At 75.2% G+C, this 17,590-nt stretch carries 20 protein-coding genes; 7 read left to right on the forward strand and 13 right to left on the reverse strand.

The window, feature by feature from the left end:
* Nucleotides 1-423: 423 nt before the first annotated feature.
* Entirely contained in the window at nt 424-1,026 is a 603-nt protein-coding gene (locus tag HLV61_RS02470; protein ID WP_369252616.1) for a dihydrofolate reductase family protein, read from the forward strand.
* A gap of 412 nt (nt 1,027-1,438) precedes the next feature.
* Here the strand turns inward: HLV61_RS02470 and HLV61_RS02475 are convergent, their stop codons facing one another.
* Both HLV61_RS02475 and HLV61_RS02480 read right to left on the reverse strand, forming a co-directional pair.
* Entirely contained in the window at nt 1,439-1,699 is a 261-nt protein-coding gene (locus HLV61_RS02475; protein WP_369252618.1) for a hypothetical protein, read from the reverse strand.
* Nucleotides 1,700-1,957: 258 nt separating this feature from the next.
* Entirely contained in the window at nt 1,958-2,200 is a 243-nt protein-coding gene (locus HLV61_RS02480) for a redoxin domain-containing protein (RefSeq protein WP_369252975.1), read from the reverse strand.
* 134 nt (nt 2,201-2,334) lie between these two features.
* Between HLV61_RS02480 and HLV61_RS02485 the strand changes: the two genes are divergently transcribed.
* A complete protein-coding gene (locus HLV61_RS02485; protein WP_369252620.1) occupies nt 2,335-3,201 on the forward strand; it encodes an alpha/beta fold hydrolase in 867 nt (288 codons plus the stop codon).
* 128 nt (nt 3,202-3,329) lie between these two features.
* Here the strand turns inward: HLV61_RS02485 and HLV61_RS02490 are convergent, their stop codons facing one another.
* Both HLV61_RS02490 and HLV61_RS02495 read right to left on the reverse strand, forming a co-directional pair.
* Nucleotides 3,330-3,668, reverse strand: a complete 339-nt coding sequence (locus HLV61_RS02490) for a hypothetical protein (RefSeq protein ID WP_369252622.1) — start codon at nt 3,666-3,668, stop codon at nt 3,330-3,332.
* A gap of 3 nt (nt 3,669-3,671) precedes the next feature.
* Complete coding sequence (locus tag HLV61_RS02495; protein WP_369252624.1) at nt 3,672-4,589, reverse strand: EamA family transporter; 918 nt, start codon at nt 4,587-4,589, stop codon at nt 3,672-3,674.
* On the opposite strand from HLV61_RS02495, the gene HLV61_RS02500 reads away from it, so the two are divergent.
* Together HLV61_RS02500 and HLV61_RS02505 are read left to right on the forward strand one after the other, a co-directional pair.
* Complete coding sequence (locus HLV61_RS02500; RefSeq protein WP_369252976.1) at nt 4,588-5,187, forward strand: MarR family winged helix-turn-helix transcriptional regulator; 600 nt, start codon at nt 4,588-4,590, stop codon at nt 5,185-5,187. The two genes, HLV61_RS02495 and HLV61_RS02500, sit on opposite strands and share 2 nt — an antisense overlap.
* 157 nt (nt 5,188-5,344) lie before the next feature.
* Nucleotides 5,345-5,698 (forward strand): hypothetical protein, encoded by a 354-nt coding sequence (locus tag HLV61_RS02505; protein WP_369252626.1) that lies wholly within the window; start codon nt 5,345-5,347, stop codon nt 5,696-5,698.
* 347 nt (nt 5,699-6,045) lie between these two features.
* Here HLV61_RS02505 and HLV61_RS02510 read toward each other — a convergent pair whose 3' ends face one another.
* Nucleotides 6,046-7,149 (reverse strand): serine hydrolase domain-containing protein, encoded by a 1,104-nt coding sequence (locus HLV61_RS02510; protein WP_369252628.1) that lies wholly within the window; start codon nt 7,147-7,149, stop codon nt 6,046-6,048.
* Nucleotides 7,146-7,742 (reverse strand): MarR family winged helix-turn-helix transcriptional regulator, encoded by a 597-nt coding sequence (locus tag HLV61_RS02515; RefSeq protein WP_369252630.1) that lies wholly within the window; start codon nt 7,740-7,742, stop codon nt 7,146-7,148. The genes HLV61_RS02510 and HLV61_RS02515 overlap by 4 nt, the downstream gene beginning before the upstream one ends.
* Nucleotides 7,743-7,801: 59 nt before the next feature.
* On the opposite strand from HLV61_RS02515, the gene HLV61_RS02520 reads away from it, so the two are divergent.
* Both HLV61_RS02520 and HLV61_RS02525 read left to right on the forward strand, forming a co-directional pair.
* Nucleotides 7,802-8,296, forward strand: a complete 495-nt coding sequence (locus tag HLV61_RS02520) for a GNAT family N-acetyltransferase (protein ID WP_369252631.1) — start codon at nt 7,802-7,804, stop codon at nt 8,294-8,296.
* An 89-nt stretch (nt 8,297-8,385) separates the two neighbouring features.
* Nucleotides 8,386-9,576, forward strand: coding sequence for an NAD(P)/FAD-dependent oxidoreductase (locus tag HLV61_RS02525; RefSeq protein WP_369252633.1), 1,191 nt, complete (start codon nt 8,386-8,388; stop codon nt 9,574-9,576).
* Nucleotides 9,577-9,580: 4 nt separating this feature from the next.
* Here HLV61_RS02525 and HLV61_RS02530 read toward each other — a convergent pair whose 3' ends face one another.
* Nucleotides 9,581-10,300 carry a B3/B4 domain-containing protein gene (locus HLV61_RS02530; protein WP_369252635.1) on the reverse strand — a complete coding sequence of 240 codons (720 nt, stop codon included), beginning with the start codon at nt 10,298-10,300 and terminating at the stop codon, nt 9,581-9,583.
* On the reverse strand, nt 10,297-10,887 hold the full coding sequence (locus HLV61_RS02535; protein WP_369252637.1) for a helix-turn-helix domain-containing protein: 591 nt from the start codon (nt 10,885-10,887) through the stop codon (nt 10,297-10,299). Before HLV61_RS02535 ends, HLV61_RS02530 begins: the two co-directional genes overlap by 4 nt.
* Before the next feature lie 68 nt (nt 10,888-10,955).
* Here HLV61_RS02535 and HLV61_RS02540 point away from each other — a divergent pair, with 68 nt between their 5' ends.
* Nucleotides 10,956-12,083: a trans-sulfuration enzyme family protein gene (locus tag HLV61_RS02540; protein WP_369252639.1), complete on the forward strand. Its 1,128-nt coding sequence runs from the start codon at nt 10,956-10,958 to the stop codon at nt 12,081-12,083.
* Nucleotides 12,084-12,090: 7 nt separating this feature from the next.
* Here the strand turns inward: HLV61_RS02540 and HLV61_RS02545 are convergent, their stop codons facing one another.
* From HLV61_RS02545 to HLV61_RS02565, 5 genes are all read right to left on the reverse strand, one after another.
* Nucleotides 12,091-12,549 (reverse strand): ATP-binding protein, encoded by a 459-nt coding sequence (locus HLV61_RS02545; RefSeq protein ID WP_369252641.1) that lies wholly within the window; start codon nt 12,547-12,549, stop codon nt 12,091-12,093.
* A gap of 202 nt (nt 12,550-12,751) precedes the next feature.
* On the reverse strand, nt 12,752-13,699 hold the full coding sequence (locus HLV61_RS02550; protein ID WP_369252643.1) for a quinone oxidoreductase family protein: 948 nt from the start codon (nt 13,697-13,699) through the stop codon (nt 12,752-12,754).
* A gap of 29 nt (nt 13,700-13,728) precedes the next feature.
* On the reverse strand, nt 13,729-14,574 hold the full coding sequence (locus tag HLV61_RS02555; RefSeq protein ID WP_369252645.1) for a PhzF family phenazine biosynthesis protein: 846 nt from the start codon (nt 14,572-14,574) through the stop codon (nt 13,729-13,731).
* A gap of 95 nt (nt 14,575-14,669) precedes the next feature.
* Nucleotides 14,670-16,862 carry an MMPL family transporter gene (locus HLV61_RS02560; protein WP_369252647.1) on the reverse strand — a complete coding sequence of 731 codons (2,193 nt, stop codon included), beginning with the start codon at nt 16,860-16,862 and terminating at the stop codon, nt 14,670-14,672.
* A gap of 6 nt (nt 16,863-16,868) precedes the next feature.
* Entirely contained in the window at nt 16,869-17,468 is a 600-nt protein-coding gene (locus HLV61_RS02565) for a TetR/AcrR family transcriptional regulator (protein WP_369252649.1), read from the reverse strand.
* Between the last annotated feature and the right edge of the window lie 122 nt (nt 17,469-17,590).

The following is a 17,590-nucleotide window of genomic DNA, read 5'->3' on the forward strand; positions in this document are numbered from 1 at the left end:
CCAGCGACCACCGGGCCTGCAGGCCGCGGCCGACCGGATCGCCGGGCTCACCTACGAGGAGCTCGCCGCCGTGGCCGCCCGGAACGCCGGGGCATTCGCCACCGGGGAAACGGCCCGGACGTGTCCTTCGCCTACCCGCTGCACGCACCGGAGAGGTCCACCCCGATCCGGCGAGGACACCGGTGGTCGCCTTCGATGCTGGATGCACTGACGACAGCACCGCCGCAGCGCTGACCCTCTCGATGGCCGGCACCACCGTCGGCCGGTGTGCCGCACCCGACGGCTATCGGGAACCGAGCTCGGCCGCGATGAGTCCGGCCGCGGTGGCGGGTCTGCATGTGCAGGCGAGGAGTGACGCACGGCGTCATCTGGTGCACGTCGACGTCCCTGGACCGGTTCATCGGCAGCTGAGGAGTGAGAACCGTGGGCAGAGTGGTGGCGAACGCGATCATGTCTCTCGACGGGTACGTCGCCAAGCAGGACAACAGCATCGGTTCGTTGTTCGACTGGCTGCAGAACGGTGAGGTGGCGCTCCCGACCCCGGCCGGCGACTTCACCGTCCACCTGACCCCGCCCAGCGCGGAGTACTGGCGGCGGTGGACATCCTCGCTGGGGGCGCTGGTCTGTGGCCGGACGCTGTTCGAGGTGGCCGAGGGCTGGCAGGGCCGGCACACCCTGGACGTCCCCGTCGTCGTCCTGACCCACCGGGTTCCGGCCGACTGGGTCCAGGCGCACCCCGGCGCTCCGTTCTCCTTCGTGACCGACGGGGCCGAGGCCGCGGTCGCACGGGCGCAGGAGCTCGCCGGTGACCGGGTGGTCGCGGTCACCGGGGGCACCCTTGCCCGTCAGTGTCTGGACCTGGGGCTGCTCGACGAGGTGGCCGTCGACCTGGTGCCCGTCGTGATGGGTGCGGGCAACCGACCCTTCTTCGGCGAGCTGTCGCCCGGGGACGTCCTGCTCGGCAACCCGACGGTCTGCGTGCAGGGCGACAGGGTCATCCACCTGGTGTTCCCGGTGCTGCGGTGATCCGTCAGGACGCGGCCTGACGACAGGGGCGCCCACGCCGGGTCCTCGCTCACATCACCACCGGCCGCACCCCTCGGCGCAGACGCTCAGGTCGCCGCGCGGGATGCGCGCTGACGACATTCGGGACACGTCTGCTGCCGTCCGCCCGGCGGTGGCCACACCGGTGTGGCGACGATGACCGGCGCACCGCAGAGGGCCCTGCCATCCGCCGCCGTCGTCGTCGGACGGGGCGACCGCACGGAACGGGCCGGTCAGCTGTGGGCGCGCGGGCGTTGGGGCGATCGGGACCGTGGCGGCGGAGCATGTCCGCCAGCCGGTCCTCGACGTTGTCCGGTCTCGGTGAGGTGATCCCGCGCCTGCTGGGAGCGGGCGGCCCTGCCACCCGCTGATCTGGAGTGGCGAGGCCTGACCGCTACGCCTCCTCGGGAAGGCGTGGCGGCTGCATGCGGAACACCCGGCGGCTGCCGGTGGCGCACCGGTCCCGCGGAAGTGCGCGACCCGCCGTTCGTTGGGCAGACAGGGGCTGGGGGAGGTGGAACTCGCCGGTCAGGACGAGGTGATCGACGACGTCGCGGACCTTGTGGTTGGTGTGCACCAACACCTGGGCCAGCGCCTGGAACGCCTGGTCGGCGGTCGGCTTGTAGCGCTCGTGACCTGGCGCCCATCTCGGCATGAGCGTTTCCGCCGTTCGGGAGGCCCGCGACGCACTTACGACGCACTTGCTCGGGTCACAACTCGTTGTTGGTGACTGTTTGTCGCCTCGAGTACCGGAGTCGACCTGCGCGTTCGTCTGTGCCCAACGGTGACCAACGACTCGCGGGTGTAGTCGCAGGGTCATCGGTTCGAGTCCAATCGGGGGAGCACCACCGCAGCTCGGGCGCCGCTCGGGTTCGGCGCGAGCGTCGCTGCGACGCGGACACGACGCACCGACTCACCAGCGCCGGCCCCGTCGAGCGCCCCAGCGGGCCGTGGTCGGACGACGCGCGTCGCGGTGGGCAGCGCAGGCGTCCGCGAGCTCCTCGTCCTGGTCCGACAGCAGCGTGAAGGGCAAGCCGGCGTGCTCGGCGAACGTGGCGAGCCGATCCGGTCGCTGTGTGCTCACGCCGTGGACTCCGGCCCTGGCTGCCCGGAGTCCCCGTAGTGCGCGGCATACGTCGTCGACACGAGGGTGCAGCCGGAGGCGCCGGGGATGTCACCCCACTCCGGCGGATGGCCCTGCGCCGCGGCGGCGCACGTCCCGGGGCAGACGTGGAGCACGGTCGGCGATGAGTTCCGCGGGCGGATGGGGTCTGCCCCACCATGACCACGATGATCGCCACCCGCACGCTCGACACGCCTGAGGCGTCGCTGGCCTACGACGTCCGCGGTCCCCTGCCGACGGCGGACGGACGGCCGCCGCTGTTCCTCATCGGGGCACCGATGGACGCCAGCGGTTTCGGCACGCTCGCGGGGCACTTCACCGACCGCACGTTGGTCACCTACGACCCGCGCGGCCTGGGCCGCAGCACGCGGTCCGACGGGCGGACCACGCACACGCCTCAGCAGCACGCCGACGACGTCCACCGCATCATCGAGGCGGTCGGGGGGCCGGTGGAGGTGTTCGCCAGCAGCGGGGGAGCGGTCACGGCGCTGGCCCTGGTCGCGGCGCATCCGGACGACGTGACGACGCTCGTCGCCCACGAACCCCCGCTGCTGTCCGTCCTCCCTGACGCCGACCGCGCGATCGCCGCCACCCGCGCGGTGCAGGCGGTCTACGAGGCCAAGGGCTGGGGACACGGCATGGCGGCCTTCATCGCGCTCACCTCATGGCAGGGCGAGTTCACCGACGACTTCTCGGCCACCGCCGCCCCGGACCCGGCGGCCTTCGGGCTCCCGGCCGAGGACGACGGTTCGCGCGGCGATCCCCTGCTGTCGCACGACTCCGACGCGATCACCGCCTTCCGGCCCGACGTCCCAGCGCTGACGGCGGCACCGAGCCGGATCGTCGTTGCTGCCGGCATCGAGTCGAAGGACGCCCTCACCTGGCGCACCGCGGTCGCGACCGCCCAGGAGCTGGGCCAGGAGATCACCGTCTTCCCGAGCGACCACGGTGGGTTCCTCGGCGGCGAGTTCGGCCAGCACGGCCGGCCGGAGGCGTTCGCCGCCCGGCTGCGCGAGGTCCTCGACGCGCGCTGACGCGTTCGCTCAGCGCTCCGGCGGCTCGACGGGCCCGGTCAGGTGGTCCTGCGCGGCAGCGGCCGACCGCCGGCGGGCTCTCGGCTCCTGGCTGAGGCTCCCCCTCGGAGGGGATACGACGCACGAACTCACGCGCGCCGGCCCCATCGATCGACCTGCAGATCTCTGAGCCGGGTCCAGTGCTGGTCGCCACTGCCCCGCAGGACGACGGCGCCGTCCGCCGTGCGTGGGCCGTCGCGGAGCACCGCGGTGGCGATGCCGTTGTCGGCCTCGTGCACGATCCCCGGGGCGCTCACCACCGACCGGACGCCGGTCCGGGCCGCGGCGGCCAGCAGGCGGCCGCCGGTCACGTCACCGCGGACGGTGGCGGCCCCGGCTGCGATGACGCGCGCGGCGGCGTCGGCGAGCAGGGCCGTGAGGACGGCGGAGCCGATCAGGCCGGTGCCGCCGGTGAGGAACACGTGCACGGTTCAGCCCCTCCGGGGGGTGGGGGTCACGGTCGGGGAGCGCTGGGCCAGGACGACGGTGGCGAGGGCGAGGGCCGTGCCGGCCAGTTGCAGTGGCGTCAGCACCTCGCCGAGCAGCACCCAGCCGGCGGTCGCGGCCACGACCGGAGAGAGCAGGCCGAGGAAGCTGACCCGCGCGGTGGGCAGCGCGCCGACCCCGCGCAGCCACAGCACGTAGGCCAGGGCGGTGTTGACCGTGGCCAGGTAGAGCAGGCCGCCGACCTGCCCGGCGGTCAGCGCGGGCGGCAGTCCCTCGGCGACGAGGGCCAGCGGCAGGAGGAACAGCCCGCCGGCGGCCAGCTGCCAGCCGGTGAAGGCCAGCACCGGCACCGGGCGGCCCCACCGCTTGGTGAGGACGACGCCGCTGCCCATGCAGGCGGTGCCTGCCAGCCCGGCGAGGACGCCGACCGGGTCGAGAGCGACCGGCCCGGTCACGACGATGAGCGCGACCCCGGCCACGCCGAGCAGGCCCAGCAGCAGGGTCCGTCTGCGCAGCCGCTCACCCAGCAGGGGGACGGCGAGCACGGCGACCACCAGCGGCTGGGCCGCGCCCAGGACCGCCGCCACCCCGCCGGGCAGCCGATAGGCGGCGACGAACAGGAGCGCGAAGAAGGCGCCCATGTTGAGGACCCCGAGGACGGCGGCCTTCCACCACCAGGCGCCGCGCGGGAGCCGCCGTCCGACGGCCACGAGCAGCAGCCCGGCCGGCAGGGCGCGGACGGTGGCGGCCAGGAGCGGGCGCTCCGGCGGCAGCCACTCGGTGGTCACCACGTAGGTCGTCCCCCAGGTCACGGGGGCCAGGGCGGTCACGAGGGTGAGGAGGCCGAGCCGGCGTCGGGTCGTCGGGGCGGCCACCGGCACGCGGAGGGCGGTGGCGGTCATGGCGAGAACGTTCGTCCCCATGTATCTCGATGTCAAGATACTTAAGTACGTGTTTCTCGAACCCGTGCAGCTGTGCGAAGATGGTGGTGTGACGGACCGGGACGGTGTGGACACGATCATCGAACAGTGGGCTGCCGAACGGCCGGACCTCGAGACCGAGGCGATGGCGATCTTCGGCCGGATCTATCGCGCCGCGCGGGTGGCCGGTGACGCCCAGGAGCGGTTCCACGCCCGCCACGGCATCACCCGCGCCGACTTCGACGTCCTGGCCACACTGCGACGGGCCGGCGGCGACGACGGCCTCTCACCCGGGCGGCTGACCGCCGAGATGATGCTCAGCAGCGGCGGGATGACCAGCAGGCTGGACCGGCTGGAGAAGGCCGGCCACATCCTCCGTACCCCCGACCCGGCCGACCGCCGGGCGCTCGTCGTGCGGCTCACCGCGAGTGGTCGGACGCTCATCGACGAGGCGGTGGGCGCCGGGCTGACCCAGCAGCAGCGGATGCTGTCCGACCTGTCGGCCGCGCGGCTGAGCCGGATCGCCGACGACCTCCGTGACCTGCTCGCGTCGGTGGAACGGCACGCGGCCGAGGTGTGAGGTGTGGTCGGGTGCCGTCCTGGAGTGGGGAGCTGTCCGGGTGCACGGACGTGGCACCGCCGCGCACCTCGCGGACCGCTCAGCGAGGAGGACGTGACATGGAGGTCGGGGCGTGTCCGAGCTGTTGACGCTGGGTGACGCGGGATCCGTCGGTGCGGTGCTCGCGCCGACGGTGACCTTCCACAGTCCGGTGGCGGACCACCACGGGTGCGATGACGTCGCGCACCTGCTGACGGTCATCGGGCGCTGCCTCGGGCGGGTCCAGGAGCGCGTCGAGTACGCCGCCGGAACCCGGTTCGCGGTCGAGTTCACGGCCGAGGTGGAGGGCGATCCGGTCACCGGTGTCCTGGTGTGGCAGGTGGACGACAACGGGATGGTGCAGGAGGTGACCCTCATGCCGAGGCCGTTGAGCGCGCTGCACGTCGCGGTCGCGTTCATGCGTTCTGCGCTTGCCGAGGACCCGTTGCCCAGTGCCCGACGAGACGACGGTGACCCGTCCCGCGAGCCCTGATCCCTGACGTCGCCGTGCTGACCCGGACGTCGACCTCCGTGCCGGGCTCGCCGATGCAGTGCGCTCCGGACCGGACCGCCGGCCAGAGCTCCTGTGCGGCGCCGAGATGGAGGCGAGGACCTCGTTCGTTGCCGGCCGGCTCCAGTGACGCCGACAGCACACAGACGACGGCCAGTAGGGCGGTGGTGAGGACCGGGGCGATGGACACGGCCCTCCTCGCGTGGTCGTCGGCTGCGCGCTGCGACAGCTGAGCGAGCTGCCGTTCCGGTCTCGCCGGAAGGCGTACACGGTCGAGGCAGCGGACCCTGACCACGACCCCCGTCCGCGAGGGTGCCTCGCCGGGCGCGTCACGGGCGGAACGCCGAGCGGAGAGCGCCCATGATCGCGCCGTGGTCGTAGCCACGGGTCGTGTTCGCCATGGTCACGATGCCGAGGTCGAGGTCGGGATGGAGCCGCATCGCGTTCCAGAAGCCGCCGCCGGTGCCCCAGTGCTCCACGAAAGCGGGCGCGGCGTCCCGGTCGGCAGGTCGCCGGAACCAGCCGAGCCCGACGTCGAAGGGGCGTCCGGGGTGGTCGATCCGCCGCATCCGGCGGGCGGTCTCCGGACGCAGGACGCGGTGCCCGTCGACGACCCCGTCGGCCAGGTGCAGGCGGAGCAGCCGGGCGGCGTCGACCGCGCTGCCGACGAGTCCGCCGTAGCCGGCCCCGGCGACCCGGAAGGGCTCGAGGGCGACGAAGCCACCGCTCCGGCCGCCGACGATGCCGGCCGGCAGGGCCGCCCGGAGGAGGGGCACGGCCGCTCGGGGGAGGCGGACGTACCCGGTGGCGGTGTCGCCCGCAGTGGGGGCGTAGCCGCTGGCGGTCATGCCGGCGGGGTCGAGGACCGCTGCGCGCACGTGCTCCTCGAAGGGGCGACCGGTGGTCCGGGCGACGATCTCGGCGAGGACGAGGTAGCCGATGTTGGAGTAGCGGGCCGGTCCGCCGGCCGGTCGGCGGGCGGAGGCGTGGCGGTCCAGGAGCCGGTGGGCGACGGCGTCGACGTCCCGGTCCGGTGTGGCTGCCGGCAGCACCCACCGCAGCGGCAGCGGGTTGCCGAGACCGGCGGTGTGCGAGAGGAGGTCCTGCAGTCGCGGCTCGGTCCGGTCACCGCGGACGGAGAACGAGGGGAGCAGGGACCGGACGGGGGCGTCCAGGTCGAGGATGCCCTCGTCGACCAGGCGCAGGACGGCGGTGGCGGTGACGATCTTGGACATCGAGAACCACGGGTAGCGGGTGTCGGCGTCGGCGCGCCGTCCGGAGGGGAGGTCGCCGTAGCCGAAGCCCTCGGCATGCAGGAGCCGCCGGGAGTCGGTGACGGCGATCGTCAGGCCCGGGACGTGGTGCCGGGCCATCAGGTCGGCGATCGTGGAACGGGCCGCCTGCAGGCCGGCGGGCTCGGAACGGACGGTCATCGGGGTGCCTCCTGACGGGCTCGACTCCGGATGAAGTCGATGTAGGCGCGGACGGTCTCCTCCTCGCCGCGGTCCAGCGGGCGTCCGGGGTACGTCAGCTGGTTGTCCGTCGAGCCGTGCTGCTCGGCGAGGCCGTAGGGCCGGGGGTCGAGTCCGCCGACCTCCCGGAGCGCGGCGTCCAGTCGTTGCAACGAGACGCGTTGCCGCTGCTCCTCCGGTCCCAGGGCGGCGGACAGGGCGCGGGTCGCGGCGACGAACGTCTCCGCGGCCGCCGCGTGCGCCTGCTCACCCGCCGCGGTCAGCGCGATGAGCCGCGAGCGCCCGTCGGCGGGATGGGGACGCTGCTCGGCGTGGCCCCGCTGCTGCAGTCGGCGCACCCAGGTCGACACGGTCGTGGGCCGCATCGCCGTCCAGCGGGTGATCTGGCCCGCCGGGACCGGCCCGAACCGCCGCAGCAGCGAGTAGAAGCCGAACTCCTCGCCGGTGAGTCCGCTCGCCTCCGAGAGCACGCCGTCCAGGGCGTCGGACAGCAGACGGTTGACCAGCCAGAGGTCGAAGAGCACCGACATGGGCGGCGACGGGGGAGCTGACACCCGACGAGTGTTGCGAACTCGTATTTATCAGCACAAGGGTCGTAGTACCCTCGCCCGCCATGAGCGGGACGATCGCCGTGCGGCGCGCGCGGCCGGAGGATGCACCGGCGCTGTGCGACCTCAGCCTGCGGGCGATCAGGGGCTCGGCCGCTGCTCACTACTCCACGGGCCAGCTGGAGGCGTGGGCCGCCCGCCGGACCGTGGAGGGTCACGAGTGGATGCTGCGGAACACGCACGTCCTGCTCGCCGAGGCGGACGGGGAGCTCGCCGGCTTCTGCAGCGTCGCCCTGCGGCCGGTCGGCGCCCTGCGGGCGGGCGAGGTCGACCAGGCCTTCGTCGCCCCCGCCCAGGGCGGCCGAGGCGTGGCCAGGGCCCTGCTGACGCAGGTTGCCGCCGACGCCCGGGCCGCCGGCCTGACCCGTCTCCTCACCCACGCCTCGTGGCGCGCCGTCCCCGTGTTCGAGCGCCTGGGCTACCGGCGCGTCCGGATCGAGACGGTCGACCTCGACGGCGTCGCGCTCACCAGGGTCCTGATGGACACCGACCTCGGGTGACCAGCGGTCCGGGCGGTCCCGGCGTGGGGCAGAGTGGCGGCGCCGGACCAGCGCCCGGTGACGCGACCACACGCGGGAGGCCGGCAGACGTGACCAGTTCGATCCCGCTGTGGCAGGACGAGCCGTACGACCCGCGCCCTCCGCTGGAGGGGCAGGTGCGGGCCGACGTGTGCGTCGTCGGCGCCGGCGCGGGCGGGCTCGCGACCGCCCGGCGCCTGCTCGACGCCGGCCTCTCGGTGGTCGTGCTGGAGCGGGCCGAGGTGGCCTCCGGGGCGAGCGGCCGCAACGGCGGCTTCTTCATCGCCGGCGCCGCGCCGATGTACCACGACGCCCGCCGGCTGTGGGGACGCGAGCGGGCGGCGGCCGTCCACGCCGCGACGCTGGCCGCCCAGCGGGAGATGCTCGAGGTGGCCGAGGCCGTCGGCGCCCGCTCGGAGTTCCGCGTCGGCGGGCTGCTCCGGCTCGCCGTCGACGAGGTCGAGGCCGACGACGTCCGGAGCAACGCCGCGGCGCTCGCCGAGGACGGCTTCCCCGGGCAGATGGTGGGCGAGAACGACCTCCCGGACCCGCTGGCCCGGCCGGGACGGGCCGGGCTGCTCTTTCCGCACGACGGATCCGTGCACCCCGTCCGCTGGCTCCGGGCGCTCGCCGGCGCCCTGCAGTCACGCGGGACGCGGGTCTTCGAGCACTCGCCGGTGGTCGGGCTCCCGGCCGCCGACGGCGACGGCGTCCGCGTGACGACGCCGGCCGGGGTCGTGCGCTGCGACCGGGCCGTCGTGGCGATGGACGGCGACCTGGCCGCGCTGGTGCCGTCGGCGCGGTCCGTGCGTCCGCGGCGCCTCACCATGCTCGCCACGGCACCCCTCGGCCGGGCGGTCCTCCCCTTCCCCGTGTACGCGCGCCACGGCCACGAGTACGTGCACCAGACGGCCGACGGCCGGATCGCCCTCGGCGGCTTCTCCGATCTCGACGGCGACGCGAGCTGGACCGCCCGCGCCGAGGTCTCCGGGCCGGTCCAGGCGCGCCTGGACCGGTGGCTGCTCGAGGAGCTCCGGGTGGACGCGCCGGTCACGCACCGGTGGGCCGGGGTCGTGGGCTTCGCCGAGGACCCCCTGCCCCGGTGCGGACCGGTGCCGGGCACCGACGGGCGGGTGCTCGCGCTGGGCGGCTACAACGGGACCGGCCACGTGCAGGCCTGGGTCGCCTCCCGCGTGGTGGCCGACCTCGTCGTCACCGGGACGAGCCCGGCCGCCGGGCTCTACGCGTCCGTGGACGCCTGAGGCGTCAGGACGCGCGGCCGCCGAGCAGCCGCCGGTGGACGACGGCCTGTGGGGTGAGCGCGAGGAGACCCTCGGCGAGCGCGTCGGCCGCGGCGTGCGCCTCGTCGTCGGTCATCGGGTCCAGCACGTCGAGGATGAACAGCGCGCTGGTGGTGGCGGTCGTGATGCGCGTGCGGACGCCCTGGCGCCAGTTCCAGCGGCGGCACGTGACGCCGGTGTCGTCGCGCCAGACCACCTCGCCGGGATCGGGGTGCTCGACGACCGTCTCGCCGCCGGCGGTGGTGTCGAAGGGCTCGGTACCGTCGGCGCGGACCAGCCGCGCCGGGCCCGCGTAGGCGGCGCGGTCCTCCCCGCCGAGCGGCAGCAGGTGCGCGACGGAGACGGCGTTGTAGACGTCGGTGATCCGGTCGATGCGCGGCAGGCCGTCCGGGTCGAGGCGGCGCAGGAGGGCCTCGACGCTGGGACGGGTGCGCTGCGGCTTGGCGCCGAAGGCCCGGTAGGCCTCCCGCCACGACGCGAGGTGCGGCAGCTCCTCGGGCCGCCGGCCGCCGAGCCGCTCCCGGGCGGTGGCCTCCGCGGCGGCGAGGATCCGCTCGCTGGTCGGGTCGCTGTCGCCGCCGCGCAACCCGTCGGCGGTCAGGAGCACCGCGCGGTAGTCCGGCCGCAGCGCGGACACGGCGTCGTCGACGGCGGCGGCGGCGAGCCACGCCTGAGGGTCGGTCACGTGCGGCCTCCGGGGACGTGGGGCTGGAAGACGGTCAGGGCGAAGCGGGCGGGCGTGGCCGCGTCGTCGGGGGTGGCGTACCCGTGGGTGACGTCGCCGGCGAAGGCTGCGGAGTCGCCGGTCCCCAGCCGGTCGGTGCGCTCGCCGACGCGGAGGTCGACGGCGCCCTCGAGGACCAGCAGCAGCTCGCGGGTGCCGGCGCTGTGCGCCTCGCTGGTGTGCGCCTCGCCGGGCTGCAGCGTCCAGTCCCACAGCTCGACGACGTCGGGCGGGGCGGTGCCGGCGACCAGCAGCGCCTGCCCGCCGCGCGGGCCGCGCCACAGCACCGGCGCCTCCCCGGCCGCGGTGACGGTCACGGCGCGGGGGCGTTCGACGTCGACCAGGACCGGCAGCCCGACGCCGAGGGCGTCGCTGATCCGCAGCAGGGTGGCGATGCTCGGGTTGCCCTCGCCGTGCTCGATGGTGATCAGCATCCGGCGGCTGACGCCCGAGCGGTCGGCCAGCTCGTCGAGGGTCCAGCCGCGGGCGGTCCGGTGTCGGCGGACGCGCGTCCCGATCAGCTCGTTCACCACGGGCGCCTGTGCCATCGCCGTCACCTCCTCGTACGCTGCTCCTAGAAGTGCAGCATACTGCATCGAGAAGTGAGGTGGAGTCCGTGGAGGACGGGACAGGTCTGCGGCCGGAGACACGACTGGCGGTGCTCGGCCGTCCGCACGGGCCGGGGCAGCCGCTCAACGTCCCCGTCGTCCCGGCGTCGAACTTCCGCGCCGCACCGGCCGGGGAGGGGGGGCGGGAGTACTCCCGCGACGACGGCACGCCCGGCTGGGAGGCGTTCGAGGAGCTGATCGGCGACCTGGAGGGCGGTCCGGCGGTCTCCTTCTCCTCGGGCATGGCAGCGATCGCCGCGGTGCTGGAGCTGCTGCCGGTCGGGGCCCGCGTGGTCGCGCCCCGCGACAGCTACACCGGCCTGCGCGCCCTGCTCGCCGACGGCGCGGCGGCCGGGAGCCGCTGGAGGTCGCGCACGGTGGACGCCACCGACGGCGACGCGCTGGCCGCCGCGATCGCCGATGCGGACCTCGTGTGGCTGGAGACGCCGAGCAACCCGCTGCTCGACGTCGTCGACATCGCCGAGGTCGCCGCGGCGACCGGCGCCCTCGTCGCCGTGGACAACACCTTCGCCACGCCGCTGCTGCAGAACCCGCTGTCCCTCGGTGCGGACTTCGTGGTGCACAGCGCGACGAAGTCCATCGGCGGCCACTCCGACCTGTTGCTCGGCGTGGTGGCGTGCCGCCGTCCGGAGGACCGCGAGCGGCTGGTCCGCCGCCGCGAGGTCGCCGGCGCCACGCCCGGCGCGCTCGAGGCGTTCCTGGCGCTGCGCGGCGCCCGCACCCTGGCCGTGCGGCTGCGACAGGCCCAGGACTCCGCCGGCGAGCTCGCCCGCCGGCTGGCGGAGCACCCGGCGGTCGGACGGGTGCGCTACCCGGGGCTGCCCGGCCATCCCCGGCACGCCGTCGCCGCCCGGCAGATGCGCGGCCCCGGCACGGTGGTCGGCTTCGAGGTCGCCGACGCCGCGGCCGCCGACGCGGTCTGCGCGGGCGTCCGGGTGGTCGCCGCCGCCACCAGCCTCGGGGGAGTGGAGTCGACCATCGAGCGGCGGGCGAAGCTCCCCGGCCAGGAGCACGTCCCGGCGGGCCTGCTCCGCCTCAGTGTCGGGATCGAGCACGTCGAGGACCTCTGGGCCGACCTCGCCGCCGCGCTGGAGGCGGTTCCCCGGACGGGCTGAGCCCGCCTCAGCCGGCCGCGCGGCCCGGGCCGGCGTACCGGCACCGGATGGTGACCGTCGTCCCGCGGACGCTCGCCGTCACGGTGGTCTCGGCCAGGGCGTCCATCATCGCCAGCCCGCGTCCCCGCACCGTGGGGATCCGGGGCTGCCGCCACGTCCCGTGGTCCCGGACGGTGACGGTCACCCCGGAGCCGTCGATCTCGGCGCACACGTCGAAGAACGGCTGCGTCGGCCGCTGCGCGTGCTCCACGGCGTTGTCGGCCGCCTCACTGGCGGCCAGGACCAGGTCGTCGACCAGGTCGGCGGACGGCACCGTGCCGTCGAGGAGGTCGTGCAGGTCCTGGCGCATCCCCCGGACCGAGGTCGGCATGCTGAGGAAGCGCCACTCCCACCGCTGCCCGGCGAGCACCGGTCCGCGGGCGGGAGCGTGGGCGCCCGTGACGGGCTCCGACGGGTGCAGGCTCACGACGGTGCCGCGGTCGCGGTCGCGTCGTCGGCAGGTGCGGGGAGCATGAGCTCACTTCCGGGACGGGGGAGTCCAGGCCGCCGGGTCCGGGGCCGCCCGGACGAAGAGGACCTGACTGGGGAACTACCCCGACCGTCCCGGGACAACCGCACCCCGGGCCTCCGCCCGCGCCCCCCGTGGCCGTGCCGCTGCCCGGCGGGGATCAGCCGGCCGGGAGCAGCAGCAGCTTGCCGGTGGTGCGCCGGCCCTCGAGGTCCTCGTGCGCGCGCCTCGCCTCCACCAGCGGGTAGCGGCCGCCGATCCGGACGTCGAGGCGGCCTGCGGCGGCCAGGTCCAGCACCGCGCCGGCCAGCGACCGCAGCAGCTCCGGTGTCCGCGTGTAGGTGCCCAGCGTCGGCCGCTGCACGTAGAGCGACCCGTGCGAGGCCAGCCGCTGCAGCTCCAGCGGCTCGGGCTGCCCGCTGGAGGCGCCGTAGAGCACCATCCGGCCGGTCGGCCGCAGTGCCGTGAGCCCCTCGGCGAAGGTCGTCCGCCCGACGCCGTCGTAGACCGCGGCCGCGCCCGTCCCGGAGAGCTCGCGCACCCGGTCGGCGAAGCCGTCGTAGCCGACGACCACCTCGTCCGCGCCGGCCGCCCGGGCCAGCTCCGCCTTCTCCTCCGTGGACGTCGTCGCGAGCACGTGGCCGCCGCGTCCGCGCACGAGCTGGGTGAGCAGCAGGCCGACCCCGCCGGCGGCGCTGTGCACCACCACCCAGTCACCCTCGGCCACCGGGTACGACTCGGCGGCGAGGTAGTGCGCGGTGCAGCCCTGCAGCATCACGGCCGCGGCCAGCTCGGTGGGCACGCCGTCGGGGACCGGCACCAGCTCGTCCGGGTGCGCGGCGACCCGGCTCGCGTAGCTGCCGGGCACGCCGAGCCACGCCACCCGCTCGCCGGTGCCGACGACGCGGCCGGCGCCCTCGGCACCCACGACGGCCGGCAGGGACGAGCCGTAGGGCGGGCGCCCCTCGCGCTCGTAGACGTCGCGGAAGTTGACGCCCACGGCCTCGACGTCGACCAGCACCTGCCCGTCGCCGGGCTCGGGGTCGGGCAGGTCCCGGGCGGTGAGCACCTCGGGCCCACCGGTGCGGTCGATCCGGACGGCTCGCACGTCGCCTCCTGGAGGTCGTGGGGAGTGGGTCAGGCCGGGATGGCGACGGCGGTGCCGCTGACCTCGATGCCGCCGGTCCCGGCCGGGACGTGCACCGACAGCGTGCTCGGCCGGCCCATGTCCGCACCCTGCAGCACGGTGAGCCGGGCGGGCGTCTCGACGTGCCCGCCCTCGCGGAGGTAGCCGCCCAGGGCGGCCGCCGCGGCGCCGGTGGCGGGGTCCTCCACCACGCCGCCGGGCGGGAAGGGGTTGCGGGCGGCGAAGGTGGCCGCGTCCTGCCGCCACACCAGCGCGACCGTCGTCCAGGCGCGGTCGGCCATCAGCCGCCCGAGCCCGGCCACGTCGTAGTCGAGGACGGCGAGCCGCTCGCGCGAGGCCAGCGCCAGCACCGGGTGCCAGGCGCCGGCGTAGGCGACGCGCGGCGGCAGGGCGGGGTCGAGGTCGTCCGCGGAGAGCCGCAGCAGCGCCAGGAGGTCGCGCAGGTCGCCGTCGTCCAGGGGCGCGGTCCGCGGCGGCACGCTGGTGAGCGTCGCCGTCCAGGCGCCGTCGGCGCTGCGCTCGGTGCGCACCGGCACCTCGCCCGCCCGGGTGCGCAGGTGCAGGGTGCCGGCGCCGTTGCGCTCGGCGGAGGCGACGGCGGTGGCGATCGTCGCGTGACCGCAGAAGCTGACCTCGGCCAGCGGGCTGAAGTAGCGCGCGTCCAGCCCGTCGGGGCGGGGGAGCAGGAACGCGGTCTCGGAGAACCCGACGTCGGCGGCGATCGCCAGCATCTCCTCGTCGGTGAGGCCGGTCGCGTCCAGGACGACGCCGGCGGGGTTGCCGCCGGACGGGTCACCGCTGAAAGCGACGTACCGCAGGACCTCGGGACCGGACACCGTGCCTCCTCCGCGTGGGACCTCCACCGACCCGTCATGAGACACCACGGCCCGCCTCCCCGGGAGGGGAGGCGGGCCGTGTGCGGTGCCGGGGGTCAGCGCGGGTCGCCGACCAGCTCCGGCTCGCGGGCAGCGCCCGGGTCCTTGTCCAGTGCGGCACCCTCGACGTCGACCGCCGGGAGCCAGCCCAGCCAGCGCGGCAGCCACCAGGCCCGCTCGCCGAGCAGCGCCAGCGCGGCGGGCACCAGCACCATCCGGACGACGAAGGCGTCGAACAGGATCCCGATGGCCAGCGCGAAGGCGATCGACTTGATCGTCGGCTCGCCGGCCGGCACGAACCCGGCGAACACCGAGAACATGATCAGCGCGGCCGCGACGACCACCGGTGCGGCCTGCCGGAACCCGGTGCGGATCGAGTCCAGCGGCGAGGCGCCGTGGCTGTGCGCCTCGTGCATCCGCGACACCAGGAACACCTGGTAGTCCATCGCCAGCCCGAACAGGATGCCGATCACCAGGATCGGCGTGAGGCTCAGCAGCGGGCCGGTGGTGTCGAGGTTGACCACGTCGGCCAGCCAGCCCCACTGGAACACCGCCACCGTGGCGCCGAGCGAGGCGCCGATGGTCAGCAGGAAGCCCAGGACGCCGACCAGCGGCACCAGCAGCGACCGGAAGACCAGCACCAGCAGGACCAGCGCCAGCCCGACGACGAGCAGCAGGTACACCGGCAGCGCCGCGTCCAGGCTCTGCGCGACGTCGACGCTCACCGCCGTCTGGCCGGTCACCGAGGCCTCGACGCCGTCGAGGTCGCCCAGCTGGGCGCGCAGGTCGGCGACGAGCTGCTCGGTGGCCGCGGTGGTCGGGCCGGACTCCGGGATGACGTTGAGCAGCGCGGCGGTGCCGTCGGCGTCGGGGACGGGCGGCGCCACCAGGGCGACGTCGTCGAGCCCGCTGACGGTGCCCGCGGCCTGACCGGCGGCCTCGACGGCCCCGTCGCCCTCGAACAGGACGGTGATCGGGCCGTTGAAGCCCTCGCCGAAGCCCTGCGCCAGCAGCGCGTCGGCGCGGGCCTGGGTGGTGCCCTCGCCCGGCGTCTGGATCAGCGTCGTCTGCATCGAGGCGACCGGGATCGCGACGACGCCGAGCGCGACGATCGCCAGCAGCAGCGACACCACCCGGTGCCGGCTGACGGTGGCCGCCCAGCCGGTGAGGAAGCCCCGGCCGCGCGCGGGCACGGGGGCGTCGGCGGTGGCCGCGGCGGTCGCCGCCCGGCGCTTCCTCGGCAGCACGCGCAGCCCGAGGAGGGACAGCACGGCGGGCACCAGCGTGAGCGCCACCAGCACGGCGACGACGATGGTGGCGGCCGCGGCCAGGCCCATCTGGGTGAGGAACGGGATGCCGGCGACGAACAGGCCGGCCAGCGCGATGACGACGGTGAGGCCCGCGGTCACCACGGCCGAGCCGGCGGTGCCGACGGCCAGCCCGATGGACCGGCGGACGTCGGTGCCCCGCGCCAGCTCCTGCCGGTGCCTCGTGACGATGAACAGCGTGTAGTCGATGCCGACGGCGAGGCCGAGCATCGCGGCCAGGATCGGCGTGGTCGAGGACAGGTCGGTGAACCCGGTGGCGATGGTGATGCCGAGGACGCCGACGCCCACGCCGACCAGCGCGGTCAGCAGGTTCATGCCGGCCACGACGAGGGCGCCGTAGGTGACGGCGAGGACCACGAGGGCGACGACGACGCCGATGGCCTCCGACGGGCCGCCGACGGCGGGCACCTCCTCGATCGCCTGGCCGGTGACCTCGACGGTCAGCCCGGTGCCGCGGGCGTCCTCGACGGCCGCCAGCAGCGCGTCCTGCTGCTCGGGGGTCACCCCGCCGGCCCCGGCGTCGTAGGTGACCGTGCTGTAGCCGGTGGTCAGGTCCTGGTTGACCGACGGGGCCGCCGGGTCCAGCGGGTCGGTGGCCGAGACGACGCCCGGGAGCTCGCCCAGCGTGCCGGCCAGCCCGGTCAGCGCGGCGGCGTTCTCCGGGGTGGTCAGCGTGCCGCCCTCGGGAGCGGCGACGACGACCCGCGCCGACACGCCGCCGGCGACCTCGCCGAACTCCTCGCCGATCCGCTCGAGCGCGGTCGTGGACTCCTGTCCGGGGATGGAGAAGCTGGTCGACGTCTCCCCGGCGAGCGTGACCGCGCCGACGCCGCCGGCCACGAGGACCAGGAGCCACACGGCGAGGACGGCGAACCGGTGCCGTGCGGAGGATGTCCCGAGACGGGACAGCAGGACTGCCATGGACGATCAGGCCTCTGTCTGGGAGGGGTGGGAGGGGGTCGCGCGCGGACGGCGGTGACCGAGCGCGTCGAAGCACGTGCCGACGACGTAGGGCCGCCACGCGAGGGTCAGGTCCGCCTGCCGGGCGGCGAGGGTGAGGACGGCGAGCGCGCCGAGGGCACCGACGACGCGGACGCACCGCTCGGGATCGGTGGTCTCCGGGTCGACGCCGAAGGCGGCCAGCGCCATGGCGCCGGCCCCGTCGGTCAGCGACCCCTCGGCGCCGGGCTCGTCCTGGGTGGCCGGGGCGAGCAGCAGGGCGACGACGCCGGGGTGGGCGAGGGCGACGTCGACCAGGACCTCGACGGCCCGGCGGTCGCGGCCCGCGCCCAGCGGCAGGTGCTCGACCTGCTCGAGCACCCGCTCGCCGAGCGTCTCCGCCTGGGCGAGCACGGCCTCGTGCAGGGCGTCCTTGCTGGGGTAGTGGTGCAGCAGCCCGGCCTTCGACAGGCCGACGGCGTCGGCGACGTCCTGCACCGAGGTCTTGGCGAAGCCGCGGCGGGCGAACAGTGCGGCAGCACGGTCGAGGATGCCCTCGTCGATCTGCTGCCGGAACGGTCGCGCCACGCGGACCACGGTACGGCGGACCGACCGATCCGGTCGGCTCACCATCCGAAGTGGTCGGCGTGCCCTCGCTCACAGCTGCCGCTGGCCGGGAGTCGGACCGCGGAGCGCGGCACGGAGCGGGC

The organism is Geodermatophilus amargosae (assembly GCF_041028265.1).
Taxonomy (GTDB): Bacteria; Actinomycetota; Actinomycetes; order Mycobacteriales; family Geodermatophilaceae; genus Geodermatophilus; species Geodermatophilus amargosae_A.